General features: G+C 30.9%; 25 protein-coding genes. 1 reads left to right on the top strand and 24 read right to left on the bottom strand.

All coding sequences use genetic code 11. The features are described from left to right. Positions 1-80 precede the first annotated feature (80 nt). From ABD939_RS15370 to ABD939_RS15310, 13 genes are all read right to left on the bottom strand, one after another. Complete coding sequence (locus ABD939_RS15370) at positions 81-314, bottom strand: hypothetical protein (RefSeq protein ID WP_345170408.1); 234 nt, start codon at positions 312-314, stop codon at positions 81-83. Between the two features lie 6 nt (positions 315-320). Further along, positions 321-1,013, bottom strand: coding sequence for a GTP cyclohydrolase I FolE (folE, locus tag ABD939_RS15365; protein ID WP_345170406.1), 693 nt, complete (start codon positions 1,011-1,013; stop codon positions 321-323). Positions 1,014-1,062: 49 nt separating this feature from the next. Beyond that, positions 1,063-1,335, bottom strand: coding sequence for a TIGR03643 family protein (locus tag ABD939_RS15360; protein WP_345170403.1), 273 nt, complete (start codon positions 1,333-1,335; stop codon positions 1,063-1,065). Next, positions 1,332-1,760 (bottom strand): hypothetical protein, encoded by a 429-nt coding sequence (locus ABD939_RS15355; protein ID WP_345170401.1) that lies wholly within the window; start codon positions 1,758-1,760, stop codon positions 1,332-1,334. Before ABD939_RS15355 ends, ABD939_RS15360 begins: the two co-directional genes overlap by 4 nt. Before the next feature lie 124 nt (positions 1,761-1,884). Beyond that, a complete protein-coding gene (locus ABD939_RS15350) occupies positions 1,885-3,360 on the bottom strand; it encodes a cryptochrome/deoxyribodipyrimidine photo-lyase family protein (RefSeq protein ID WP_345170398.1) in 1,476 nt (491 codons plus the stop codon). Further along, complete coding sequence (locus ABD939_RS15345) at positions 3,350-4,882, bottom strand: cryptochrome/photolyase family protein (protein ID WP_345170396.1); 1,533 nt, start codon at positions 4,880-4,882, stop codon at positions 3,350-3,352. Before ABD939_RS15345 ends, ABD939_RS15350 begins: the two co-directional genes overlap by 11 nt. Next, positions 4,883-6,193, bottom strand: coding sequence for a DASH family cryptochrome (locus tag ABD939_RS15340; protein ID WP_345170394.1), 1,311 nt, complete (start codon positions 6,191-6,193; stop codon positions 4,883-4,885). It lies immediately after the preceding gene. Then, the gene (locus ABD939_RS15335; RefSeq protein ID WP_345170392.1) at positions 6,169-6,312 is read right to left on the bottom strand and encodes a DUF2256 domain-containing protein; all 144 of its coding nucleotides are present in this window, start codon (positions 6,310-6,312) and stop codon (positions 6,169-6,171) included. Before ABD939_RS15335 ends, ABD939_RS15340 begins: the two co-directional genes overlap by 25 nt. Beyond that, a complete protein-coding gene (locus ABD939_RS15330; RefSeq protein WP_345170390.1) occupies positions 6,305-7,729 on the bottom strand; it encodes an SDR family oxidoreductase in 1,425 nt (474 codons plus the stop codon). Before ABD939_RS15330 ends, ABD939_RS15335 begins: the two co-directional genes overlap by 8 nt. Positions 7,730-7,737: 8 nt before the next feature. Beyond that, entirely contained in the window at positions 7,738-8,352 is a 615-nt protein-coding gene (locus ABD939_RS15325; protein ID WP_345170388.1) for a flavin reductase family protein, read from the bottom strand. Beyond that, a complete protein-coding gene (locus tag ABD939_RS15320; protein ID WP_345170386.1) occupies positions 8,352-9,662 on the bottom strand; it encodes an ABC1 kinase family protein in 1,311 nt (436 codons plus the stop codon). Before ABD939_RS15320 ends, ABD939_RS15325 begins: the two co-directional genes overlap by 1 nt. 9 nt (positions 9,663-9,671) lie before the next feature. Continuing rightward, the gene (locus tag ABD939_RS15315; protein ID WP_345170384.1) at positions 9,672-10,328 is read right to left on the bottom strand and encodes a TetR family transcriptional regulator C-terminal domain-containing protein; all 657 of its coding nucleotides are present in this window, start codon (positions 10,326-10,328) and stop codon (positions 9,672-9,674) included. A 96-nt stretch (positions 10,329-10,424) separates the two neighbouring features. Beyond that, positions 10,425-11,081 carry an MIP/aquaporin family protein gene (locus ABD939_RS15310; RefSeq protein ID WP_345170382.1) on the bottom strand — a complete coding sequence of 219 codons (657 nt, stop codon included), beginning with the start codon at positions 11,079-11,081 and terminating at the stop codon, positions 10,425-10,427. 117 nt (positions 11,082-11,198) lie between these two features. Here ABD939_RS15310 and ABD939_RS15305 point away from each other — a divergent pair, with 117 nt between their 5' ends. Continuing rightward, the gene (locus tag ABD939_RS15305; protein WP_345170380.1) at positions 11,199-12,044 is read left to right on the top strand and encodes a DUF2911 domain-containing protein; all 846 of its coding nucleotides are present in this window, start codon (positions 11,199-11,201) and stop codon (positions 12,042-12,044) included. 56 nt (positions 12,045-12,100) lie between these two features. Here the strand turns inward: ABD939_RS15305 and ABD939_RS15300 are convergent, their stop codons facing one another. The 11 genes from ABD939_RS15300 to ABD939_RS15250 all read right to left on the bottom strand — a co-directional run bounded on the left by ABD939_RS15300 (position 12,101) and on the right by ABD939_RS15250 (position 22,840). Further along, positions 12,101-12,301, bottom strand: coding sequence for a helix-turn-helix transcriptional regulator (locus ABD939_RS15300; protein WP_345170378.1), 201 nt, complete (start codon positions 12,299-12,301; stop codon positions 12,101-12,103). Then, the gene (locus ABD939_RS15295; RefSeq protein WP_345170376.1) at positions 12,291-12,716 is read right to left on the bottom strand and encodes a hypothetical protein; all 426 of its coding nucleotides are present in this window, start codon (positions 12,714-12,716) and stop codon (positions 12,291-12,293) included. The genes ABD939_RS15300 and ABD939_RS15295 overlap by 11 nt, the downstream gene beginning before the upstream one ends. A gap of 112 nt (positions 12,717-12,828) precedes the next feature. Further along, positions 12,829-13,803: a Gfo/Idh/MocA family protein gene (locus ABD939_RS15290; RefSeq protein ID WP_345170374.1), complete on the bottom strand. Its 975-nt coding sequence runs from the start codon at positions 13,801-13,803 to the stop codon at positions 12,829-12,831. Continuing rightward, a complete protein-coding gene (locus ABD939_RS15285; protein ID WP_345170373.1) occupies positions 13,793-15,601 on the bottom strand; it encodes a sodium:solute symporter family transporter in 1,809 nt (602 codons plus the stop codon). The genes ABD939_RS15290 and ABD939_RS15285 overlap by 11 nt, the downstream gene beginning before the upstream one ends. 115 nt (positions 15,602-15,716) lie before the next feature. Further along, a complete protein-coding gene (locus ABD939_RS15280; protein WP_345170452.1) occupies positions 15,717-18,239 on the bottom strand; it encodes a PIG-L family deacetylase in 2,523 nt (840 codons plus the stop codon). 96 nt (positions 18,240-18,335) lie between these two features. Continuing rightward, positions 18,336-19,403: a magnesium/cobalt transporter CorA gene (gene corA / locus ABD939_RS15275; protein WP_345170372.1), complete on the bottom strand. Its 1,068-nt coding sequence runs from the start codon at positions 19,401-19,403 to the stop codon at positions 18,336-18,338. Between the two features lie 32 nt (positions 19,404-19,435). Next, the gene (locus ABD939_RS15270; protein WP_345170370.1) at positions 19,436-19,999 is read right to left on the bottom strand and encodes a mechanosensitive ion channel domain-containing protein; all 564 of its coding nucleotides are present in this window, start codon (positions 19,997-19,999) and stop codon (positions 19,436-19,438) included. 52 nt (positions 20,000-20,051) lie between these two features. Continuing rightward, complete coding sequence (locus tag ABD939_RS15265) at positions 20,052-20,990, bottom strand: septum formation inhibitor Maf (protein WP_345170368.1); 939 nt, start codon at positions 20,988-20,990, stop codon at positions 20,052-20,054. Positions 20,991-21,007: 17 nt separating this feature from the next. Further along, positions 21,008-21,601 (bottom strand): Maf-like protein, encoded by a 594-nt coding sequence (locus ABD939_RS15260; RefSeq protein ID WP_345170366.1) that lies wholly within the window; start codon positions 21,599-21,601, stop codon positions 21,008-21,010. 2 nt (positions 21,602-21,603) lie between these two features. Further along, positions 21,604-22,518 (bottom strand): geranylgeranylglycerol-phosphate geranylgeranyltransferase, encoded by a 915-nt coding sequence (locus ABD939_RS15255; protein WP_345170364.1) that lies wholly within the window; start codon positions 22,516-22,518, stop codon positions 21,604-21,606. Positions 22,519-22,522: 4 nt separating this feature from the next. Next, positions 22,523-22,840 carry a hypothetical protein gene (locus ABD939_RS15250; RefSeq protein WP_345170362.1) on the bottom strand — a complete coding sequence of 106 codons (318 nt, stop codon included), beginning with the start codon at positions 22,838-22,840 and terminating at the stop codon, positions 22,523-22,525. Positions 22,841-22,842 lie beyond the last annotated feature (2 nt).

Here is a 22,842-nt window from a genome sequence, read left to right as displayed (position 1 = left end):
CTACGACATTAACGATTTTTATGGTGATTTATTAAGTAAAAATTAATATTTAAGGCCTAAATGACTTAAACTTTGAGTTTTTAAAAACTGTGTGCGGTTAATGGTGCTCCTTTTAAACGTTTTTCAACTTTACGTTTTATAACGGTTAGGCGTTTCATAATATCCATTATTTTATCATCTTTTTTTGCTTTATAGATTTGATTTAAATCTAGAATTAAAGCTTTTGCTTCACGTGATATTTTTACACGATCGCTAGTTGATAAAGATCTCATTTTTGTTTTTTCAAATTCTAATGCTCTGTCTATTAAATCCATAACTTCTTATTTTAAATAGTTTTGTAATTCACTTATTTTTTCTGGAGTGTTAAATGCTCCTCCGTAATATGTTGTTACTGTTGCAGATGTGTCATCCTTAATTCCTCTTGACGATACACATAGGTGTTTAGCGTCAATAATAACAGCTACATTTTCTGTTTGTAAAATGGTTTTTAACTCATTTGCGATTTGGTTTGTTAAACGCTCTTGAACTTGAGGGCGCTTAGCAAAATACTGAACAATCCTGTTTAATTTAGAGAGTCCAATAACTTTACCAGAAGATATGTATGCAACATGAGCTTTCCCAATTATAGGAACAAAATGATGTTCGCAGTTTGAATAAAACGTAATGTTTTTTTCAACTAGCATTTGGTTGTATTTGTATTTGTTGTCAAATAGAGCAACTTTTGGTTTGTTTTTTGGATTTAAACCAGAGAAAATCTCATCGATGTACATTTTAGCAACACGGTTAGGTGTTCCTTTCAGTGAATCATCGGTTAGGTCTAATCCCATAACATCCATTATTTCCTCAAAAAGAATAGCGATACGATCTTTCTTTTCAGTATCAGTAAGTTTGAAAGCGTCAGATTTCATGGGTGTTTCCAAACCTGTATATAAATGGTCGTCACCTATATCTTCTGCTGAAAAACCGTTTAGTTTATGTCCGTTCTTTTTAATCTTTAAAGTTTCTATATTCATTTTTTTCTTTTTTATGTGCTGTCTTAAAAACTATTTAATCAAAGCACTGTTATCGTTTTGATATTGAATTATGTGTAATTTGTTTTTGTCTAGAGCATTTGAAACGCCCTTTTTCAAAACCTCTTAATTTTTCATGTTTAGTATTTCTTCCTTGAACGCGCTTTCGCCACATTTTAAAACTACTAGGTTTCATTTCTCTTCGCATGAGTTCTATAACTTCTTGCTCCTTTAGTCCAAATTGGAAATTTATAGCTTCAAAGGTTGTTCTGTCTTCCCATGCCATTTCTATAATCCTATCTATGTCTACTATGCTCAAACTCATACGCCTTGAAAGTTATATTGCATATCGTATTTTATTTTTTCGTCAAGCAACTTTGCAAAAAATGATTTATTCTCTTTAAAAGTTTTGTTGTTTTTGAAATGGATAAATTTTCCTTGAGCATGAATACTGGCTCCGTTGGTCTTGTATAAAACCAATTGATAATATGGTATGGCCCATGTAAAATTTTTTAGTCCTTTATTTATAAGTATTAATATACCTCCTGTTCTTAATTCTATATTGGCATAATTAATATCTGAAACAATATTTAGATATTGCTTAAGGTTAGGACTAACATCATCAACAATCATTCTTTTAGAACCAATACCTTTCATTTTAAACGATTCGAAAAGCGTAAATGATCTACCAACCAAATCTTCTAAAATTTGCTTTTCGTCTTTGTTTTTGTATGTCGAGTCTAGTATCAATTTGTATTTATTTAAACCAAATATACAAAATGTTTAACTTTTTTAATAAAAAATTAAACAAAATAAATATGGATAATACTTATTCAGCTATAGATTACTATATTTACTGGGGTTAACACTTGTTTTAAGCTTTGGGTTTTGAGGTAGTATGCTTCTTTAAAATGCGTAAGCGCTCAGATTTTACTAAACTATTGTTACGCATATTCCATAAAGTATCAGATGCTTTTTTTCTTGTTTCATCAATATTTACAATTGGAAATGGGTAATCCTGCCCTAATTTAAAATTGTATAGTTGTTGTTCCATTTCAGTCATTAAATAAGGTTGATGCGCAAACGGTATTTTTAAATTTTTAAGTTCAGGAACCCATTTTTTTATAAATACGGCATCTTTATCGTGCTCCAAGCTATTTTTTATTGGGTTGTATATGCGTAACATATTTATTCCCGTTTCTCCAGCTTGCATTTGAAGTTGTGGAAAATGAATACCAGGTTCGAAATCTAAAAACATTTGAGATAGATGCGTGGTGGCCTCTTGCCATGGTTGCCACAAATTATGAGTAAAGAAAGAAACTACTAAAGCACGCATTCTAAAATTTAAATAACCAGTTTCATTTAAACATCTCATGCATGCATCCACAATAGGGTATCCTGTTTGTCCGTTTTTCCAAGCTATTTGATATTTTTTAGATACACTCTTTTTAAGTTTATGAAACCCTTTATTAATGCTCGCTTCTTCCATTGTATGTTCCATTTCAAATTTTTGAATGAAATGTCCTTGCCAGCGTAAACGAGACATAAAGGCTTCTAAGGCTTTTTTGTGTTTTGATGTTTTCTTTAAATGATAAGCCTTGTGATATACTTCTCTAATTGATAAATTTCCCCAGGCTATGTAAGGAGAAATTCTACTACACCCCTTTCTTGATAATTCGGGTTTAGATATATGAAACATGTAATTTTCATAACGCTTTTCAAAAAAGGAGTTGAGATATTTTAAACCTGTAGTTCGGCCACCTTTCTGAAAAGGGGAATCCAAATCAGTTTCTAATGTGGGTTTATTAAATTTTTCTTCTAGTTCTTCAATTTCGTTTGTAGTTAGGAGTTGGTTTTCATTTGGTTTAAAGTCTAAGGGCTCCATTTTATAAAATAAGTTACATAATTCCATCCATTTATCCCTGTCTTTTAATCCTCTTTGAACACCATTATTAATATTTTCATGCCAATTAATGAGGTTGTTTTTACAAAATCGCTTAAAAGATTTATCTCTGTTAAATGTTACCAAAAGTCCAGTTTCTTGGTGAGAAAAAATATTGGTGATATTGTAGACGGTTAAAAGCTGATTTAGTGCAGCAATTATATCAGATTTTACTACTAGTATTTTTGAGTTATAATTTTGTAATTCGTTATTTAAATCCACTAGAGATTGTTTAATAAAATCCCAATGGCGTTTACTGTAATGACTGTCATTTAAAAGAAGAGGTTCGAAAGTGTAGAGTAATACCAACCTTTCACCACAGGCTAGTGCATTAAAAATAGCTTCGTTGTCCTGCAATCGTAAATCGCGTTTTAACCAAACTAAATGTATTTTGGGTTTAGTATTCATCCTGATGCTTTATAATATGTTTTGCCTTTTCTTTTATATTTTGAAGGTCTTGTTTATCCATTTTATCAAGTAAACTATACATCATACCCATTCTGAAGTTGTTGCCTAAATGATCTCTTTTTTCATCTAAAAAATTCCAATACAAGCTATTGAAAGGACATGCATCGTCTTCAGTTTTCTTTTTATGGTTGTAATGGCAACAGCTACAATAATTACTCATTTTATTAATGTATGAGCCTGATGATACATAAGGTTTTGTAGCAATTTTTCCGCCATCAGCAAATTGGCTCATGCCTCTTGTATTTGTTAATTGTACCCATTGAATAGCATCTACATAAATTCCTAAATACCAATCGTCAACTTCATCTGGATTTGTTTGAGTTAACAAAGTATAATTTCCAGTAATCATTAAACGTTGAATATGATGTGCATAACCGTTATCTAGAGAGTTGTTTATGGCATGTTTTAAACAATTCATTTTAGTGTTTCCGGTCCAGAAAAAACCGGGAAGTTTATTATGATTATCTAATTCGTTTTTACTCTTATATTCTGGCATAAATGCCCAATACATACCCCGCATATATTCTCGCCATCCAATTATCTGTCTAACAAAACCTTCAACTTGAGAAATGTCAATATCGTCGCCATGTTTTCTGTAATAATTCATAACTGTTTTTACGATATCTTTCGGAGAAATAAGTTTTAAGTTCATCGCAAATGATAATCTTGAATGAAAAAGATATTCCTCATTAGTATGCATAGCATCCTGATAAGTCCCAAAGTGAATTAATAATTCTTTACAGAAATACTTAAGTTGCTCTATGGCTTGTTTTCTGGTTATTGGATAAGAAAAGGTTTTAGTTTCAAATTCCCCAATAGTTTTAATATTGGCTTTTTCAATATCTTTAATTACACTCGAAACATCATTTTTAAATAACTTGTAGTTTGGTATTTCGACTTCACCTTTCCACTTGTTTCTATTGCTTTTATCGAAGTTCCATTTACCGCCTTCAGGTTGCCCTGATACCATTAAAATATCATGTTTTTTACGCATATCTCTGTAGAAATTTTCCATGAGATATTGCTTCTTTCCTTTAAAAAATATTTTTAAATCGCTACGATTTGTGTAAAAATGTTCTGCAGAAACTGCGGTTGTTGATATATTTAAGTTATCGCAAAAGTTGTTGAGTTGTTTGTCAAGCCTATACTCATCAGGATAGATGTACTCAAAATTTTCAATGTTATGTTTTTTAATTAGCTTCTTAAGGTTTTCAGTTAAAGACTGTGTGTTATTTTTGTCGTTAATTTTGAAATATTCTACTTCGTGACCTTGTGTTTTTAAGTCTTCAGCAAACTGTCGCATTGCAGTAAAAAAGCCAATTACTTTTTGAATATGATGCTTTACATAATCGGTTTCTTGACGCATTTCAAACAAACAATAAATAACCTTTTCGTTAGTTTCGTTAAACCACGAATGTTTTATATTCAGTTGATCTCCTAATATGAGTTTGAGTGTTTTCATTTAAAACAAGGTTTCTTGAAGCCATAATTTTTGAAACTTACCATTTGTGTCATAACGTTCAGCTTGTAAGTCTACATTAAACTTTCTGTCTCTGGGATCATTTCCAACACCAGAAACATACATCCAATTACCATAGTTACTATGAACATCATAATCAATTAACATAGTTTCAAAGTAAACGGCGCCAATTCTCCAATCTAAAAAGAGTTCTTTTGCAAAAAATGACGCTACATTTTGGCGACCTCTGTTACTCATCCAGCCCGTTTTTTTTAATTCAATCATATTCGCATTTACAAATGATGATTTTGTTTCGCCATTTATCCATTTTTCAATTTGAATTCTATCAGTTTTCCAATTGTAGGTTTTATTTAAAATTCCACCAATTTTGAAAATTTTGTTATTGTGTTTTAGCGATATGTATTTAAAATAATCTCTCCAGACTAATTCAAATATGAGCCAATAAGTAGATTGGTTTTTAAAATGCTCTTTTTCGAATTGTTTTACTTTCCAATAAATTGTTCTTGCAGAAATACTTCCGTTTGCCAACCAAGGGGAAAACTTTGAACTAAAATCTGTTCCAACTAATCCATTTCTAGTTTTTTTATAGAATCCTAATTTTTTAGTTTTAAAAAAATAATCATCCAATCTTTCAAGAGCATTATCTTCACCACCTTTAAATGGAAATGCTGCGTTTGGATGAGTTTCAAAGTTTTCAAATCCTAAATCATTCAGTGATGGTATTTCAGTATCATTTACAATAGTTTCTACTTTTTCTGCAGGATGACTTTTGATTGAATCTCGAACTTGACTAAATTTTTCAAGCTTTTTTCTAAAATTGGTAAATACCTGTGGGATTTCTTTTAATGACATATTAATATCATTTGGATGATAAAGAAATTGATCATAATAACCATTAAAAGTTATATCCTTAGATATTGATGTCTTTACTTTTTTTAAAACTTTGGCTTCTTCGCTAGTCCACTCCTTTTGAGAATAGATATATTTAATATTGTGAGTTTTAACTAATTTTTCAATAGAAGTTTCAGGAGATTCATTAAAAATAAATAATTCAATATTTAAGGTTTTAAGATTGGTTTTTAAATTGGTAATGGTTTCAATTAAAAATTTAGCTCTGAATTTCTCAGTTTTTTTAAATCCCAAGTCTGTTATTTGATAATGTCTTGGGTCAAAAAAATAACAAGCAATAACAGATTTATGATTTTGAATCGCAGTATTCAAAACATTATTGTCTTGAACCCTCAAATCATTCCTAAACCATACTAGTGCTATGTTGTTTTGTTTCTTCTGCATTTCTCACTACAATACTTAACATTATTCCAATTTTTTTTCCATTTTTTTCGCCAGCTAAAAGGGAAGTCACAAGTTTCACAAATTTTTTCAGGTAAATGTTGTTTTTTATGATTAAACATCTACGAGTTTGTTTATCATTCCTTTAAAAATTAATCCGTGAAATGGTAAAACGCTATACCAATATAATCTACCCCAAAGCCCGCGAGGTCTAAACGTTGCTATTTGTTTCAGCAAATTGTCTTCAATTTTAAATTCAAGCCAAGCTTCACCAGGTAGTCTCATTTCTGCATACAAAAGCAGTTTTTGTTGTTCTTTGTCTGCGAAAATAACACGCCAAAAGTCAAGAGCATCTCCCGCATCTAAATTGGTTGGGCTAGTTCTACCTCTTCGTAAGCCAATGCCACCAAATAACTTATCAATGTAACCTCTGATTTTCCAAAGAAACGTTCCATAATACCAACCATTGGTGCCACCAATACTCCAAATTTTATCAAGCGTTTTTTCAGTGTTTTTTACTTTACGTTCTTTATAATCTGTAAAACATCCAAACTTTGGTACGTTAATATATTTGTAAAGGTTATTACGAAGTCTTCCGCTACTTATCATCGAATCTTTCCAACTAGATACAATACTATTTTGCTCTATTTTTTCGAAAGCTAATTCAACAGCTTGTTTATAGGTCATTGGGTTAACATCTAAAAGCTTATTGATGTTACTAGGTTTTCCTATAATTTGAACTCCCATACTATCTACCAATGACGACGCTAATTTATATGATGTTGATGTCACAAAATATAACCAATAGGAAGAGAGTTTTGGGGTCATTACAGGTACAGTTAAAATGTAGCGTTTTAATCCTCTTACTTGAGCAAACTGAAGTAGCATTTGTTTGTATGTGAGTACTTCAGGTCCAAAAACATCGTACGCTTTGTTATATAAATCTTCTCTTCCAGCACTTTTATGCAAAAAGGTTAAAACATTCCTGACAGACAAAGGCTGTGTTTTAGTATTTAGCCATTTTGGGGCAATCATGAAAGGTAATTTCTCAACTAAATCTCTAATAATTTCGAAAGACGAACTACCTGACCCTACAATAATTCCAGCTTTAAAAATAGTTAATCCATAAGCTTTAGATTTTAGACATTCTTCTACATTTTTACGTGATTGTAAATGTTTTGATAGGTTATCTTCATTTGTAATACCACTTAAGTAAATAACTTGTTTTGCCGTTGTAGTTTCAATACTGGTTTTAAAATTTTTGGCACATTGCTCTTCTAGAGATTCAAAATCCTTAGATGAGTTTGACATAGAGTGTATCAAATAATACGCAATATCTATATCATTTGGAATGTTGTGTAATGTTTCTGGTTTTAAGAAATCGGTTTCAACAACATCAATTAATTCTTCTTCAGCATAGTTTTTGTCAGCGCGAAGCTTATCTCTAACAGCACAAACAACATGATGACCTTCATTGGCTAATAAGGGAATTAACCGCTTGCCAATGTAACCTGTTGCTCCTGTTACAAGAATTTTCATGAGTTAAATTATTTTGGTCTTTGATACCCAAAACGTGTTTTTAGTTCTGGTACTGCGTAGCCATCTAGTCCATTTATGGCGGCAATTTTTCCTTTAGAAAGATTTATAAAGCCATCTTTTTCTATCAGGATGTCGTCAGCGTAAAGTTCTTTAATTTTTCCAATAACAAGAATTGTATTGTTGGCTTTAATATTATATTCTTCAACATATTCCATGGCTAACTGAATAGGAAAACCTTTAACAAAAGGCGCTTTAAAATCATTTTTATATTCTGACTCTAAATCAGTAACATCAAATTCTGAAATTGATGAATCGTATTTTGCTGATGTATGGTGTGCGTCTTTTAAAAAACTTTCCGGTATAGGATTGATGGTGTAAAAGCCTGTTTCCTTTAAGTTTTCATAAGTATTTCTAATAACCGTTGTTGGTCTTAAAAAAAAACCAAGCATAGCAGGACTTGAGCCAATATGGGTTATTGAACTAAAAACTGCCACGTTTTCAATTCCATTTTCGGATTTTGTACCAATTAAGTTCGCAGATTTATAACCAGAGCAACTATTTATCAGATTGATTTTATAAATATGATGCAGATTTTGAATGTCGTTTTCATTAAAATATGCCATTATAAATTTATAAAATTGTTGATTTGAATATCTTTTGCTTTAAGGTCGAACATTAAGTTGTAAAGTCCGAAAAAAGTACGATTTATATAAATAAAATGTTTGGATCCACGATTACCATTCATTTTCTTTAGATCTGTACTTTTAGAGTATTTTTCTCCTAACTCTGCTATTTTACCAAAGAAATCAGCATCAGAAAAATCGAAAACTTCGGCATGAAATGGTTGCGTAAATAAGCTTAGCATTTCATGAAACATGTCTGTAAAAAACTCAATTTCTTCTTTAGAGTCATCTTCCCTTAGAATTTCTAATTCATAGAGTTTTTCAACAAAATTCGCTTTGTTATTAATATTTTCTTTTTTTGCTAATTCAAAATAAGGTGTATAAAAATCCATCGGAATGGTTTTCATACACCCAAAATCTAACGCTATTAATTCACCCTTTTTAGATATTAAAAAGTTCCCTGGATGTGGGTCTGCATGAACTTTTTTTAATTTATGTATTTGAAACATGTAAAAATCCCAAAGTGCTTGTCCCAAATTATTTGATTTGTTTTGGTCTGTATTGTGTGATACAAATTCAGAAAGATGTTCACCAACCATATAATCCATGGTTATAATTCTTTCTGAGGATAACTCTTCATAATATTGAGGGAACCTAAGGTTTGGAATGTGAGAGCAAGCTTCAACAATTTCTTTACTTTGCTTAATTTCTAATAGATAATTGGTTTCTTCTACCAATTTGTTTTCAACTTCTTTAAAATACTTATCAGAATCTTTCCCTTTAATATTAAACATACTCATGGCTATTGGTTTTACCATAGCCAAATCTGATGCAATACTTTGCGCAACTCCTGGGTATTGGATTTTCACAGCAAGTTTTTTCCCATTCTTTTCTGCAATGTGCACCTGACCGATGCTGGCAGCGTTTACAGAAGTTGCGTTAAAAGTATCGAATATGTCATTTGGCATTTTGCCAAAATATTTTTTAAAAGTTTTAATTACTAGTGGTGGAGATAATGGTGGTACAGAGAATTGTGCTAAGGAGAATTTCTCAACATAAGCTTGTGGCAATATGCTTTTTTCCATACTTAACATTTGCGCTACTTTTAGAGCGCTTCCTTTTAATTGCTTTAAACCATCATAAATATCTGTTGCGTTATTTTTGTTTAGACGTTCTTTAGCGGATGCTTCTGTGTTAACAATTTTATCACCATAATACTTTAGGTAATTTACACCAACTTTAGCTCCAGTAGAAACTAATTTTGTTGCTCTTTGAATTTTTGAAGTAGGTATTTTATCTATGGTTTTCATGTGTCGTTTTTAATTCATGTTCATTTTTTCCTTAAAAAGGAATTTTCCTAAATCAATAACACTTTTAAGGGGTGCAATATCTAATACATCAAAAGTTGTATTTACCGATTTCTCAATAAATATATCAGTCTTTTCAAAGCTAGGAGACGTGTCATCTAACCAAAATTTCATGGTTACTAATAACTGAAACCAAGCAGATTCTTTTAAAGACCTTTGCTGAAATTTATCAAATTGCTCTTGTTTTAAATCAAGCATTTGAATTCCTAATTCACTAACGTAAGTTGTAAAGTGCACTTTTAAACCAGATAATATTTTCAGCCCTTTTAAACCGTGCTTATGTCTGTTTAATGAAAAATTAACATAGCTTCTATTGGCAGTTAAGTTTTCAAAAAATGTGTAATAAAAGCTTAGTAGTTTGTTTCTAGCATCAAAGTTTTGATAGTCTTCACTATTGTTAAGTGCGTTTATTGAGTTTGTGAAGAAAGCTTCAAAAACTCCTTTTTCAATCGCTTCAAAAGATGAAAAGAATTCATAAAATTGAGCCTCTTCAAAATTGTTGGTTTTTGCAAACGCAAAAACTGTTTTAGGATTTTGATCATGTTCTAAAACATAATCCATATATAAAGAAATGATATCGTTTTTCGAGACTGTTTTTTTCTTTGCCATAATACTTATATTTATGGTAAAGATACAAAATGTTTAATATATTTTAAAATAAGTTAAACAAAATATTCAATCTAGATATAAGATTTATCTATTTACCTAACAACAGGTATCATCTTTAACTAGTTTGCAGCTAGAAACAGCAGCTATAGCACCAAGAATTGGAGCTGTAATATAAAGCCATAAATATTGAAAATTAACAGTAAAAAGAGCAGGAGCAATGGAACGAATAGGATTCATGGATGCCTTTGTCATTGGGCCAGCAAACATAGCTTCTAAGAGAATAACACCCCCAACTGCAATTGCTGCCATAGTTCCAATTTCTTTGCTGCCAGTTGATACATTAATAATTACAACCATTAAAAAAAAGGTTAGCAAAAACTCTAAAATAGCAGCTTTATAAGCTGGGAAACCATCAGCAGGTCTAGTTTCGCCTAAAAACTGGCTTTCAGGAAAAAGAAACCATAATAAGAAAGCTGCAAAAATGGCACCAATAGCTTGAGCAAGAATATATTTAGGTACAAGGTTCCAAGAGAATTTTTTTGCAAATGCAAAGCCAATAGTTACTGCAGGATTAAAATGCGCACCAGATATTTCTCCAAAGGCATATATCATGGCCATAACAATTAGCCCCCAAGTAATTGCAACACCAACATGTGTTATGCTTCCATTGGTTATTTCGTTAATAGTCATAGCGCCACATCCGCAAAAAACCATGGCAAAAGTTCCTATTATTTCAGCGTAATATTTTTTCATTAGTTACTTTTTTGCAAATATACAACGTCTTATTTTAAGCTTTTGTTAACATATAAAGCTTAGGGATTGTTTAATTTTAACCAGCATAAAATAAACTAATCACAAATACATATTAAAATGGAAAAACTATTATTATTAGTATTGGCTTTTACCACTGTTTACTCGGTAAATGCGCAAATTGAAACACCGCAACCGAGTCCATTTTCTAAATTGGAGCAGCGTGTTGGGTTGACAGACATTACAATTGAATATTCTAGACCAGGAGTAAAAGGAAGAAAAATATTTGGTGGTTTAGAAGCTTACGGTAAAGTTTGGCGAACAGGAGCAAATGCTAGAACTAAAATTACATTTAGTACTGAAGCAACTATTGATGGACAAACTTTAGAAGCAGGAACTTATGCCTTATTTACTAAACCTGGAGCTGAAACTTGGGAAGTTTATTTTTACACAGACTACAAAGGAAACGGAACACCTCGAGAATGGGATGAAAGTAAAGTAGCTGCAAAAACTACAGTAAAGCCTATGGAAATTCCATTTAGTGTAGAAACGTTAACATTAGATATCAATAATATAAAAACTAGTAGTGCTACAATTGATTTGGTTTGGGATAAGACCTACATTGGTATTCCTTTTGAAGTGCCAACTGATAAAGTTGTTTCTGCTAAAATTGATAAAGTAATGAGTGGTCCTGGTATTGGTGACTACTATGCTTCAGCTGTTTATTACCTAAACTCTGGAAAAGATATCAATAAAGCCAAAGAATGGATGGACAAAGCTATGTCTATGATTGAAAAGCCAGGTTTTTGGCAGTTAAGACAACAATCATTAATTTATGCTAAAGCTGGAGATAAAAAAGGAGCAATTAAATTAGCTAAAGAATCTTTAGCTGGTGCACAAAAAGCTAATAATTCTGCTTATATAGATATGAATACTAAATCCCTAAAAGAATGGGGAGCTATGTAATTTTATATTTCTAAATAAATACAAAAAACGTAATCAAATTTTGATTACGTTTTTTTTTAATCTATATCTTCTAGAAAGAAAATATCTTCTACAGACTTTTTAAATAGCTTAGCTATTTTTAACGATAACACTGTTGATGGTACATATTTGTTTTTCTCCATGGCATTTATAGTTTGCCTACTAACTCCAATTTTTTTGGCCAAATCTGCTTGGGTTAAATCATGAATAGCGCGTTGTACTTTTATTTTATTCTTCATGACTTCTAGTTTTTATTTTTAAAAAGTTAAAGCGGATAATGAAGAATATTAAAGGAGTAAACATATTATATATCAAAACTGTAAAAAAGTTGCCTTCATAAATAAATATTACTGTTAGTAGTAAAACTACGTAGTTTAAAATAATTGCCCAAACTAAGGAATCATTTCTAAGTTTAAATATAAATTCATCTTCAATTTTTTCTTTGGTAAAGCCTACCAAAAGACCACCAATAATTATTAGGACAGAAATTATTTCATCTAGGAAGTCATAACCGAAATCTTTAATTAGTTCTATGCCAAAAAAATCTTCTTTTTCGGGTAGAATCTGTAAAACTATTCCTGAAATTACTCCTAATAAAAATAATGTCCAACCAAGCTTTTTGTACTTGTTCGATAATAAATAATTTGTTTTCATAACTGTTCGTTTTAAGATTGATTTATATGATTGACAAAACAAAAGTAAAACAAACTTTACATATAGACAAATAAAATATACTTAAAGTAATAAAAACTAGTCTTTTTTGTGCTTAATATTTAAGGTTTATAACTTCTCGCACTTGGTCTAGAAGTCTTATAAGGTGTTTGCTAAATTGAAAACTCATAATGTCACTTTCAATCTTTCCTTTGCGTAAAAGGTTGTTAAAGTGAATTGTTTCATAATTGTAACCAATGGTTTTGTAGTTGAATTCAATTATTTCTTCTTCCCCTTCTTTTATTATTGAAACAGTTGAAGGAGCATGAAAGTAGCTATTAATTTTTACAATAGCATTTTCAAAATAGAATGTAGCTTCTGTAGGAGTGTCTTCTAGAAGTGTGCTTTTTAAATGAGCTGTTATGTAATTCTCATATTGAAAAAGTATATTACAGGATGAATCTGTTCCGTTATCAAAAAATGTAGCATTAGCTTCTATTTTATTTGGTAAACCTAAAGTAGATAAAGCTGTAAAAATAGGATAGATACCAATATCTAATAAGCTTCCTCCACCTAAATCCTTATTAAAAAGTCTTGAGCTATTATCAAAGGCTCTATAAAATCCAAAATCTGCTTCTAGCTTTAAAACATTACCATGGGTTCTGTTCTTTATTAGATCTAAAACGTATTGATAATGAGGTAAAAAGTAAGTCCAAAGCGCCTCCATAAGCAATACGTTATTTTCTTTTGCCTTGGAAATCATTTCATCTACTTCACTACTATTCATGGCAAAGGGCTTTTCACACAAAACGGCTATACCGTTTTCTAAACAAAGTAACGTGTTTTCCTTATGCAGTGCATGTGGCGTAGCTATGTAAATAGCGTCAATGTTTGGGTCTTTAACTATAGATTCATAACTGTCGTAAACTTCTGTAGCATTATATTTTGTAGCAAATTTTTGAGCCTTTTCTTTGGAACGCGACGCTACAGCATGTAAAGTAGCATCATCAATAGTTAATAAATCTGTAGCAAATTTATGGGCAATATTACCTAAACCTATAATACCCCATTTTATAGTTTTATGTTTCAATTGATTTTTTATTTGAATTTATTAATTGAAGTATACATGCTATTAAAACAACTGTAATGCAACCGAATAGGTTAAGCCATAAATATGGCATCCAATCAAACCACCAACCAATTATAACAATTACTTGAGTAATTAATGCGGCTACAAAAACGGCATTTGCTTTAATAAACTTAAAGAAAAACGCCAATAGAAAAATACCTAATACATTACCATAAAATATAGATCCAATAATGTTTACTAACTGAATCAGGTTTTCTGCCAAATTTGCAAAACAAGCAATAATAATTGCAATGACTCCCCAAGCTAAAGTAAAAAGTTTCGTGACTTTAACCATATGGTCTTCATCTTTTTCTTCTTTGAGCTTTCTTCCATAAATATCAATTGACGTAATTGTTGCAAGCGCATTTATTTCTGAAGCTGTAGATGACATAGCAGCAGAAAGAATTACTGCTAAAAGTAAACCAATAAGCCCTTTTGGAAGATGCTTTAGAATAAATGTTATAAACATATAATCTCTATCATTCGTTTGTGTGTCTTTAGCAGAGGCTTTGTAAAGAGTTTCTAGCTCAACTCTTTTGCTTTCAAATGCAGTGCTATTTTTATCTAATAATGCTAATTCGTTTGAAATTTTATCGTACTCATTAGCATAAGTAGAGTCTATAGCTCGCTTAATTAAATATTTTGATTCTAAGCGATAGGTTTTTTCAATACTATCCAATCGAAATAGATCACTTTTTAAAGCATCATTATCGCTTTTTGAGAGTTGAAGACTGAGTTCTTTTTTAGTATTAAAAAGCTTGTTTTGCTTTTCTTGTAGGGTTTTGTAATCTTCAGAATATTCTGAAACTAAAACCTTTTGCGTTGATGATTCTATGAAATTAAGAGGTGCTGGATTGAATTGATAAAATACAAAAACCATAATGCCTACCAATAGAATAAAAAATTGCATAGGCACTTTTAATATACCATTAAAAATTAAACCCATTTGCATCTCCTTCATCGATTTACCAGATAAGTAACGCTGCACTTGACTTTGGTCTGTACCAAAATATGCTAAAGCAAGAAATGTTCCACCTATTAAGCCAGACCAAACAGTATATCTATTTTCTAAATCAAAAGAAAAATCTAGCACTTCCATTCTGCCACTTGCACCTGCTATATCAATAGCTTCTGTAAATGAAACCTCTTCGGGTATTAAATCTAATATGATAAATAAAGCGGCAAGCATACCTGCAAAAATGACTAGCATTTGTTGTTTTTGAGTGACTGTAACAGCCTTAGTTCCTCCAGAAACGGTATATATAATAACCAAAACACCAATTATGATGTTTAGATATGTAATGTTCCAGCCTAAAACAACTGATAAAATAATAGCAGGAGCAAAAATGGTAATTCCTGCAGCTAAACCACGCTGAATTAAAAACAAAATAGCTGTTAGAAACCTCGTTTTTAAATCGAATCTATTTTCCAGAAATTCATAAGCGGTGTAAACTTTTAGTCGATGGTATAATGGAATGAAAACTAAACAAATGATTACCATGGCTATTGGTAAGCCAAAATAAAATTGTACAAATCCCATTCCGTCAGAAAAGGCTTGACCAGTGGTTGATAAAAAAGTTATAGCACTGGCTTGTGTAGCCATAACTGATAAACCAATGGTCCACCATTTAGATGAGTTACCGCCACGTACATAATCTTGCACACTTTTTCTACCTTTTGTTTGCCAAGTACCATAAGCAACTATAGCTACTAAAGTGGTGCATAAAACTGTCCAATCAATCCAATTTAAAGTTTGCATAGCTAAAAGGATTGTGTAATGAGATAAAAGATGATTATGTAAATAGCGTTAGCAATCAAAACAATTGAATAAAGCTTTAACCAGGGTTGTTTCGTTTCTTTATCTTCAGACATTATTAATCGTTTAATTTAGCTTCTAGTTTTAAATCTTCTTTCCCTAAAGAAAGCATATTTGCAAATAGCCTGTATGCTCCAGATACACCTTCTGGGAATTCTCTAAAAAAGCTTAAACCAGTATAAATGTAACGACCTTTTCCATATTTGGCGATAAGCAAACTGCCTTCTTTTTCAGTTTCATTTTTATCATTCATGGATAAAATAGGCGTAAACTCTGGCCCCCAACTATTTGGAAAATATAAACCTCGTTCTTGTGTCCAATTTTCAAAATCCTTTTGAGTGATTTTGTTAGGGGAATTTAATACTGGATGATTTGGATTTATAATTCTAACCTCTGCATTTTCATCGGTAACACGATCTCTTGATAATTGTAAAGGGTAAGGTGCTATATCTGTTACTTTTAACCGTCTATTCCAATTATATTGCACAATCATATTACCACCATTTGCAACAAAATCAAATAATTCTTGTTGTTTAAAATTTAAGTCTTCAACAATGTTATAAGCTCTAATGCCAACTACTACCGCATCAAATCTGCTTAATGTCTCAGTGTTTATTTCGTCTGGTGTAATTATTCGAACATTATATCCAATTTGTTGTAAACTTTCAGGAACAACATCTCCAGCACCTTGAATATAACCAATGTTTTCTCCACGTTTTTTAATATCTAAACGAACAATTTTACTCTCGCTTGGAAGTAATACAGTTTGAAATGGGATGTGTTCGTAATCAATTTCTATGAGTTCTTTAGAGTAATTTTTATTATCAATATGAACTATTGGGGTAATTGTAACTTCACTTTGGTTGTTAGGAGGAATAACTGTGAAAATTAGTTTCTGTTCTGCGCCTTTGTTAGCAATTGATACTTTTTGTTTTTTCGGGAATATGTTCCAATCACTAGGATGTTGAATTTCTAGATCACCTTCAATATTATCTCTACCTGCTTTTACAACTACAGTAATATCACGTTGTTGATTATTATTTAAAATAATCACTTCCTCTGTAATTTTAGCAGTTACTTCTGGTATAATTTCGAAAGGCTTGTACAGCTCACCTTTATCTGGTTTTGAAAACCTATAAATTACATTTTTGGTAAATGTTATTGGCGTTTTATTAATTAAAACATGAAAGTCTATTTTGAAAAGCCTTGGGGTTTCAGGTAAACCAATCAGATTGCTATTATTAACTTTGTACATACCCAAACTTCCTTTTTCGTTTAGCCAATATGGTGCAGTTGGTTTCGCATCTTTATTGATAATAAGACTTTCCTTAAAGTTATATTTTGTGTTTTCTTTTAACTCAATTTGCTTTGATACTTTTAAGCCTGAAGCGTTTTCTAAACTTTCTAAGGTTATATTTGAATTTGATCTTTTAAGAACTTCAATATTAAGTCCTACTACATCATTTGCAGTTGCCCAATTTGTTTCTGCTGAAACTTCTAGATATAAACCAGCACACATTTCAATAATGGCTTTTAACTCTTTTGTTTTTTGAGTTCTCCAATGTTCATTATCTATTTTTTGAAGTAGTTTGTAAGCTTCTAATAATTTAGGAATATGAACTGATGGTGTTTTAAAGTTAAAATTGTTTTCAATATCATATAAAATATTCCCTATTGCGGTTCCTCCGTTTACTCGATTCCAGGATGTATCAATGCCATCAAATATATTAGTATTATCAGTAATTGGGTCTCCTTTTAAAAATTCAATATATTCTTGTTGCGAACCTCTTTGTGATAAACGCCCAAAGCCTTGACATAAATGTTGACTACTAGCCAAGGATGCTAACTCATTATTGCTCAATCCTTTTAAAGGGTAGTAAGTTCCAATATCAAAGTTTATCATATTGCTTTTGTCAAGTTTTTCAAAGGCTTCTCTTCCATATCGCCACCAACTTGTGTTATAAAATAAGCGTTTAGGTTGCCATGTACTGGTTTGTTTTAGCTGATTAGGATATGCATCATTTTTATTGGCTAAATCAAAAGCTTCCACGCTTAACATAGCAGAAGTAGTATGATGACCATGCGTTGTTCCAGGTGTTCTGTGGTCAAAGCGATTTATAATAATGTCTGGTTTAAATTGCCTAATTGCTAAAACAACATCGCTTAAAACTTGGTCTTTATCCCAAATTTCTAAAGTTTCGTCTGGGTGTTTAGAGTAGCCAAAATCGTTTGCTCGGGTAAATAGTTGTTCGCCACCATCTATTCGTCTTGCGGCTAATAATTCTTGAGTACGAATAACACCTAAAAGTTCTCTTATTTCTGGACCTATTAGGTTTTGCCCACCATCACCACGTGTTAACGACAAATAAGCGGTTCGTGCTTTAACTTTGTTAGCCATGTAAGATATTAGCCGTGTGTTTTCATCATCAGGATGCGCTGCTACGTATAAAACAGAGCCTAAGAAATTAAGCTTTTGAATAGATTCGTAGATTTCTGAAGATGAAGGTGTTTTTGGCTTTTGTGCTATGCTTAACGATAGAGAAAAAAAAGACAAAAAAACGAATAGAGTTATTTTTTGCATCATATTTATTTAGCTAAAAGCCAAATATAACAAAGTAAAATAGCCGAAGTATACCTTTTAATGTTTCTTTAACTTAAAAGACCGAGCAAGATAAATTTAAAGCCACTTTTTACGTTTAAAATAAAATAGCATAGCTACAAAAAGTACAATCATAACACCCCAAAGAATAAAATAAGAGTATTTGTAATGTAATTCTGGAATGTACTCGAAATTCATGCCGTAAATACCTGCGATGAAAGTTAGAGGGATAAAAATAGATGCCATAATAGTTAGTACTTTCATGACCTCATTCATTTTGTTACTAATGGTTGTCATGTACATATCCATCAAACTCCAAATCATTTCTCGGTAAATATCTATGTTTTCAGATACTTGAATTAAATGATCGTAAATATCTCTGTAATAAGTGATTGTTCTTTTTTGAATGAGTTTGTTTTCATTTTTTTCAATACGATTGATTACCTCTCTGAGAGGAAATATAGCACGACGAACTCGTAAAATTTCGCGTTTTAAGTTTTGAATTTTTTGACTTACATCATCATCAATATCACCTGAGAATATAGCCGTTTCAAAATCTTCAATTTTATCACCTAAAATTTCAATAACGCTAAAATAATGGTCTACTATGGCATCAATTAAAGTGTAAAGTAAATAATCAGATTTCATATTTCTAATTCGGCCTTTCGCATGCCTAATTCTATCTCTTACTGAGTTGAAAACATCACCTTCAGATTCTTGAAAGGAAAGTACATAGCTTTCGCCCAATATGAAGCTTACTTGTTCAGAAACAATGGCTTCATTTTCGTCGTAGTATAACATTTTTAAAACAACGAATATGTAATTTTCATATTCATCTATTTTAGGACGTTGAGAAATATTTACAATGTCTTCTAAAACTAGTGGGTGTAAACCATAGTGCGCTCCTAATTTTTCAATTTCATTAACATGGTTTAAGCCATTTAAATTTACCCACGTAATTGAATCTGTAAGTTTAAACTCAAAACTTTCTTGAACGGAGGTTAATTCTTTTTCAGCGCATTGCTCTTTATTATAGTCAAAAGTTTCAATAAAAAGTTTTTGAGATTTCTTTTTACCAGTGTAAATAACACTCCCTGGTATTTGACCTAAATGCTTTTCAAGGGTATGGGTTTTAGTATTTGCCATTTAAAATAATATAGCTTAAATATATGTAATATTTAGACAGCTTCACTATCATCTTCGTTAATATCATCAATAGCATCTTTCTTTACCAGTGTTACTGCTTTTTGTAACATTAAGTTATTAGGGTAGGTTACTAAATCGCCATTTTCTAATCTTAAATGTAATTGAAAAGCTCTGATGTCTTCAATAATAGCCGTTACGGGAAAATCTTTGTCGTGAATATCTATTTTATCGCCAACCTTATACGGAAAGTTAAAAAACATAATAATACCAGAAGTTATATTACTTAAAATAGACCAAATAGCAAAAAGAGCAATTCCTAAAATTGCAAATACGGAAGAAAAAACAACAGCAAGGTCTTTAAATTGAGCACCGAAAACAAAGGCTTCTATTATTACTGCTAGTATTAAAAGTGTTACGGTTACATATCTGCATACTAAACGAATTCTGGCATCATTTATACCATTTCTCTTCGCTATTTTTTTAATCGTAAAATTTGTAATATATCTTATAATCAATAGAGAAAGAAGAACAAATCCTGTAATTATTAATTCTTTTTCAAAACTTTTAAGTAATGTTTCATTGCCTTCTAAAAACATATTGGTTGATTTAAAAATATAAAACAAAGATACGCTACTAAACTAATATGATTTAATTTAATTGAAGTGTATCTCTTAAAACTTGGTCTTTGTTACTGTTTTTATTCCAATAAGGAGATTTTATAGTTTTAAGCTTTGTTGCTTTTGTAGTTTGGTTGCCTATAGTCTCCTCCCAGCTTAATATGTCGTGTGGGAAGTTAGAATTAAAATGTATGGTCAATGTTCTATTTAATGAGGGGTAGTTAATTGTATATACACCCGTATTTAAAGTTGCAGTGGCTTTATAAGCTTTTATTGTTTTATGGCGTAATCTTGTATACTCCAAAGAAGGAACAATTTGTAAATTACCAGTAGGAAGCAGCTCAGGGTTGATGCGCAGTTTCGTCCAAAGTTCATTTTCTAAAATGGTTTTATCTATTTTAAAACGCTCATCTGCTTCACGCTCAAAATAGGAATGCGACATAATTTCAAATTGCTCTCTATTGTTTAATTGCGCATAAACATGACCACACCACTCTTGAATAGAACTGGATACTTTTATAGCATGTTGGTTATTTGAAACCGGATAAAAGGTGCTTTGCATAATGGAATATGGATATATTCCGGTATTAAATTTTTTAGTAGCATTTAGTTTTAAAACTGGGATGTTTTCAGGGTTTTGATAATCAGCCTTTACTTGAATTTCTGGAAGAAAATCTTCGGTTACATATACTAAAACGGCAGTGCCTTCTCGCATTTCGCCATAGCGTGCTTGCTCTAATTTATAAGATGAAATTTCGGCCTCTCCTGCATACCAATAGGCTTTAAACTCTGGAGTTGTTTTAGTGGGCTGTTTGATGCTCACTTCTGCAATAACGTTATCAGTTTTTACGGCTAAGTCATCAGTTTTTACTTTGTTTTTACAAGATGTTACCAATGCGATAACAACAATTGCTAACCAAAATAATATTTCGGCTTTTATTATTTTTTTAAATTTAATGTAAGTTTCCATAGCATAAATTTACAACGCTAAGTTGTTTCTGCAATGGTATTTAACGTTTTATAAACAAGATGTGTGGGTAATCCCATAACGTTAAAATAAGACCCTTCTAGTTTAGTTACTCCTATTTGTCCAATCCATTCTTGTATACCATATGCACCAGCTTTATCATAAGGTTTTGCTGTTTTTATGTAGTATTTTATTTCTTCGTCTGTTAAATATTTAAAGGCAACTTTGGTGATTGAATGAAGTGTTTTTTCATAATTTTTTGTAGTAAAACAAACCGATGTAATCACCTCATGTGTATTATTACTTAATGATTTTAAAATTTTAAAAGCCTCGTCTTCGTTGCGAGGTTTCCCTAAAGCCTTGTTGTTATGCCACACAATAGTGTCACTGGTGATTAAAATATCATTTTCTTTTAATTCATCTTTAAAAGGAAGTGCTTTTAACTGAGCTAAATAATTACTTATTTCAAAATGCGTTAAACGGTTTGGAAACTCTTCTTTTACTGGTTTTAAACGAATTTCAAAATCTAGATTTAGGTTTTTAAAAAACTCTTGCCTTCTAGGAGAACCGGAAGCAAGTATAATATGGTGGTTTTTAAGTTTTTCGTTTAGCATTGTTATAGTAGAATGTACTTGTATAAAAGTAACGAAAGCATTCCAAAAACCATAACAATTTTTAGCATTGTGCTAATGTGATGATAATCTTTTTTTATTTCAGCGTTAAAAATTTTAATACTGATGTAAATTAGTGGACCAATTATTAGCAATAAAAAATATCCTACTGCAATTTCGTGCTTATAAAGTGAATTAATAACATAATATGAGATGATTAAAGTTGGAATAAAGGACAAAGCAAAAAGGATATTTTTAGCTCGTATTCTCCCAATTGCTATGGGTAGTGTGTTCATATTTGCTTTATAATCACCATCAATATCTTCAATGTCTTTTACTATTTCTCTAAGTAAATTAATCATGAAAGCAAAAAAAGCATAATCGAATATAATTTTAAAGAAAGTGAGTTGTAAGTGCTTGTTATCTGGTGTTATATCAGGTAGTAATTCAAAAATACCAACGATTAAAATACTAGAAGCTACTAATAATGAAATAATAATGTTTCCAATTAAAAGCGTTCGTTTTAAAAAAGTGGCATAAACGTAAAGTAAAGCTGAAATAATGACAAATAACGAAAAGAACGCACTCTTATCAACTAAGTTTGATACATAAAAACCTAGACTTACACCTAGAATATTAAAAACGATAAATAGATTAAATGCTTTCTTCTCAGAAATGGCTTTACCAACAATAAGTTTATGCGGTTTATTTATAAAATCGGTTTCAATGTCATAAATATCATTAATAATATTACCAGCAGCTGCGATACAAATAGTTGATAAAATTAAAAGAGAAATTCCTAATATATTTAAACTTGTATTAATTCCAAAGGGTTCTAAAAGTGCATATTTTATTAGTAATTGGACTAGTGCAATTATTAATAAATTTTTCCAACGAATTAGGTTTAAAAAAGCAATCATTTATTTAAAGTCTTGAAACAAAAAGGTCAATACCTTGTTTTACAAAAAAGCTCACAAAAGAAGCTATAATTACAAAGATAAAGAGGGTTTTTAAATTTCGTTTTCTCTCGGATTTTCTAATTTTCTTTTTTATTAACTCGCGTTCTGTCTTGGAAAGTTCTTTATGAGTAAAATCTAGTTTGAAGTGATAATGAGATTCTTCATGCAAACGTTCTTTAATATAAGAAAAAGGGGTGTTACTTTTTTGGTTGAAATTACTTTGCTTATTGCCAAAGCCTATATAACCAAAACCGTTACTAATACGTCTGCTTTTACGTTTCATTA

This window comes from Algibacter aquimarinus (genome assembly GCF_039543265.1).
GTDB lineage: Bacteria > Bacteroidota > Bacteroidia > Flavobacteriales > Flavobacteriaceae > Algibacter_B > Algibacter_B aquimarinus.
The sequence above is the reverse complement of the archived record's forward strand: the minus strand, read 5'-3'. Positions and strand labels throughout refer to the sequence as shown.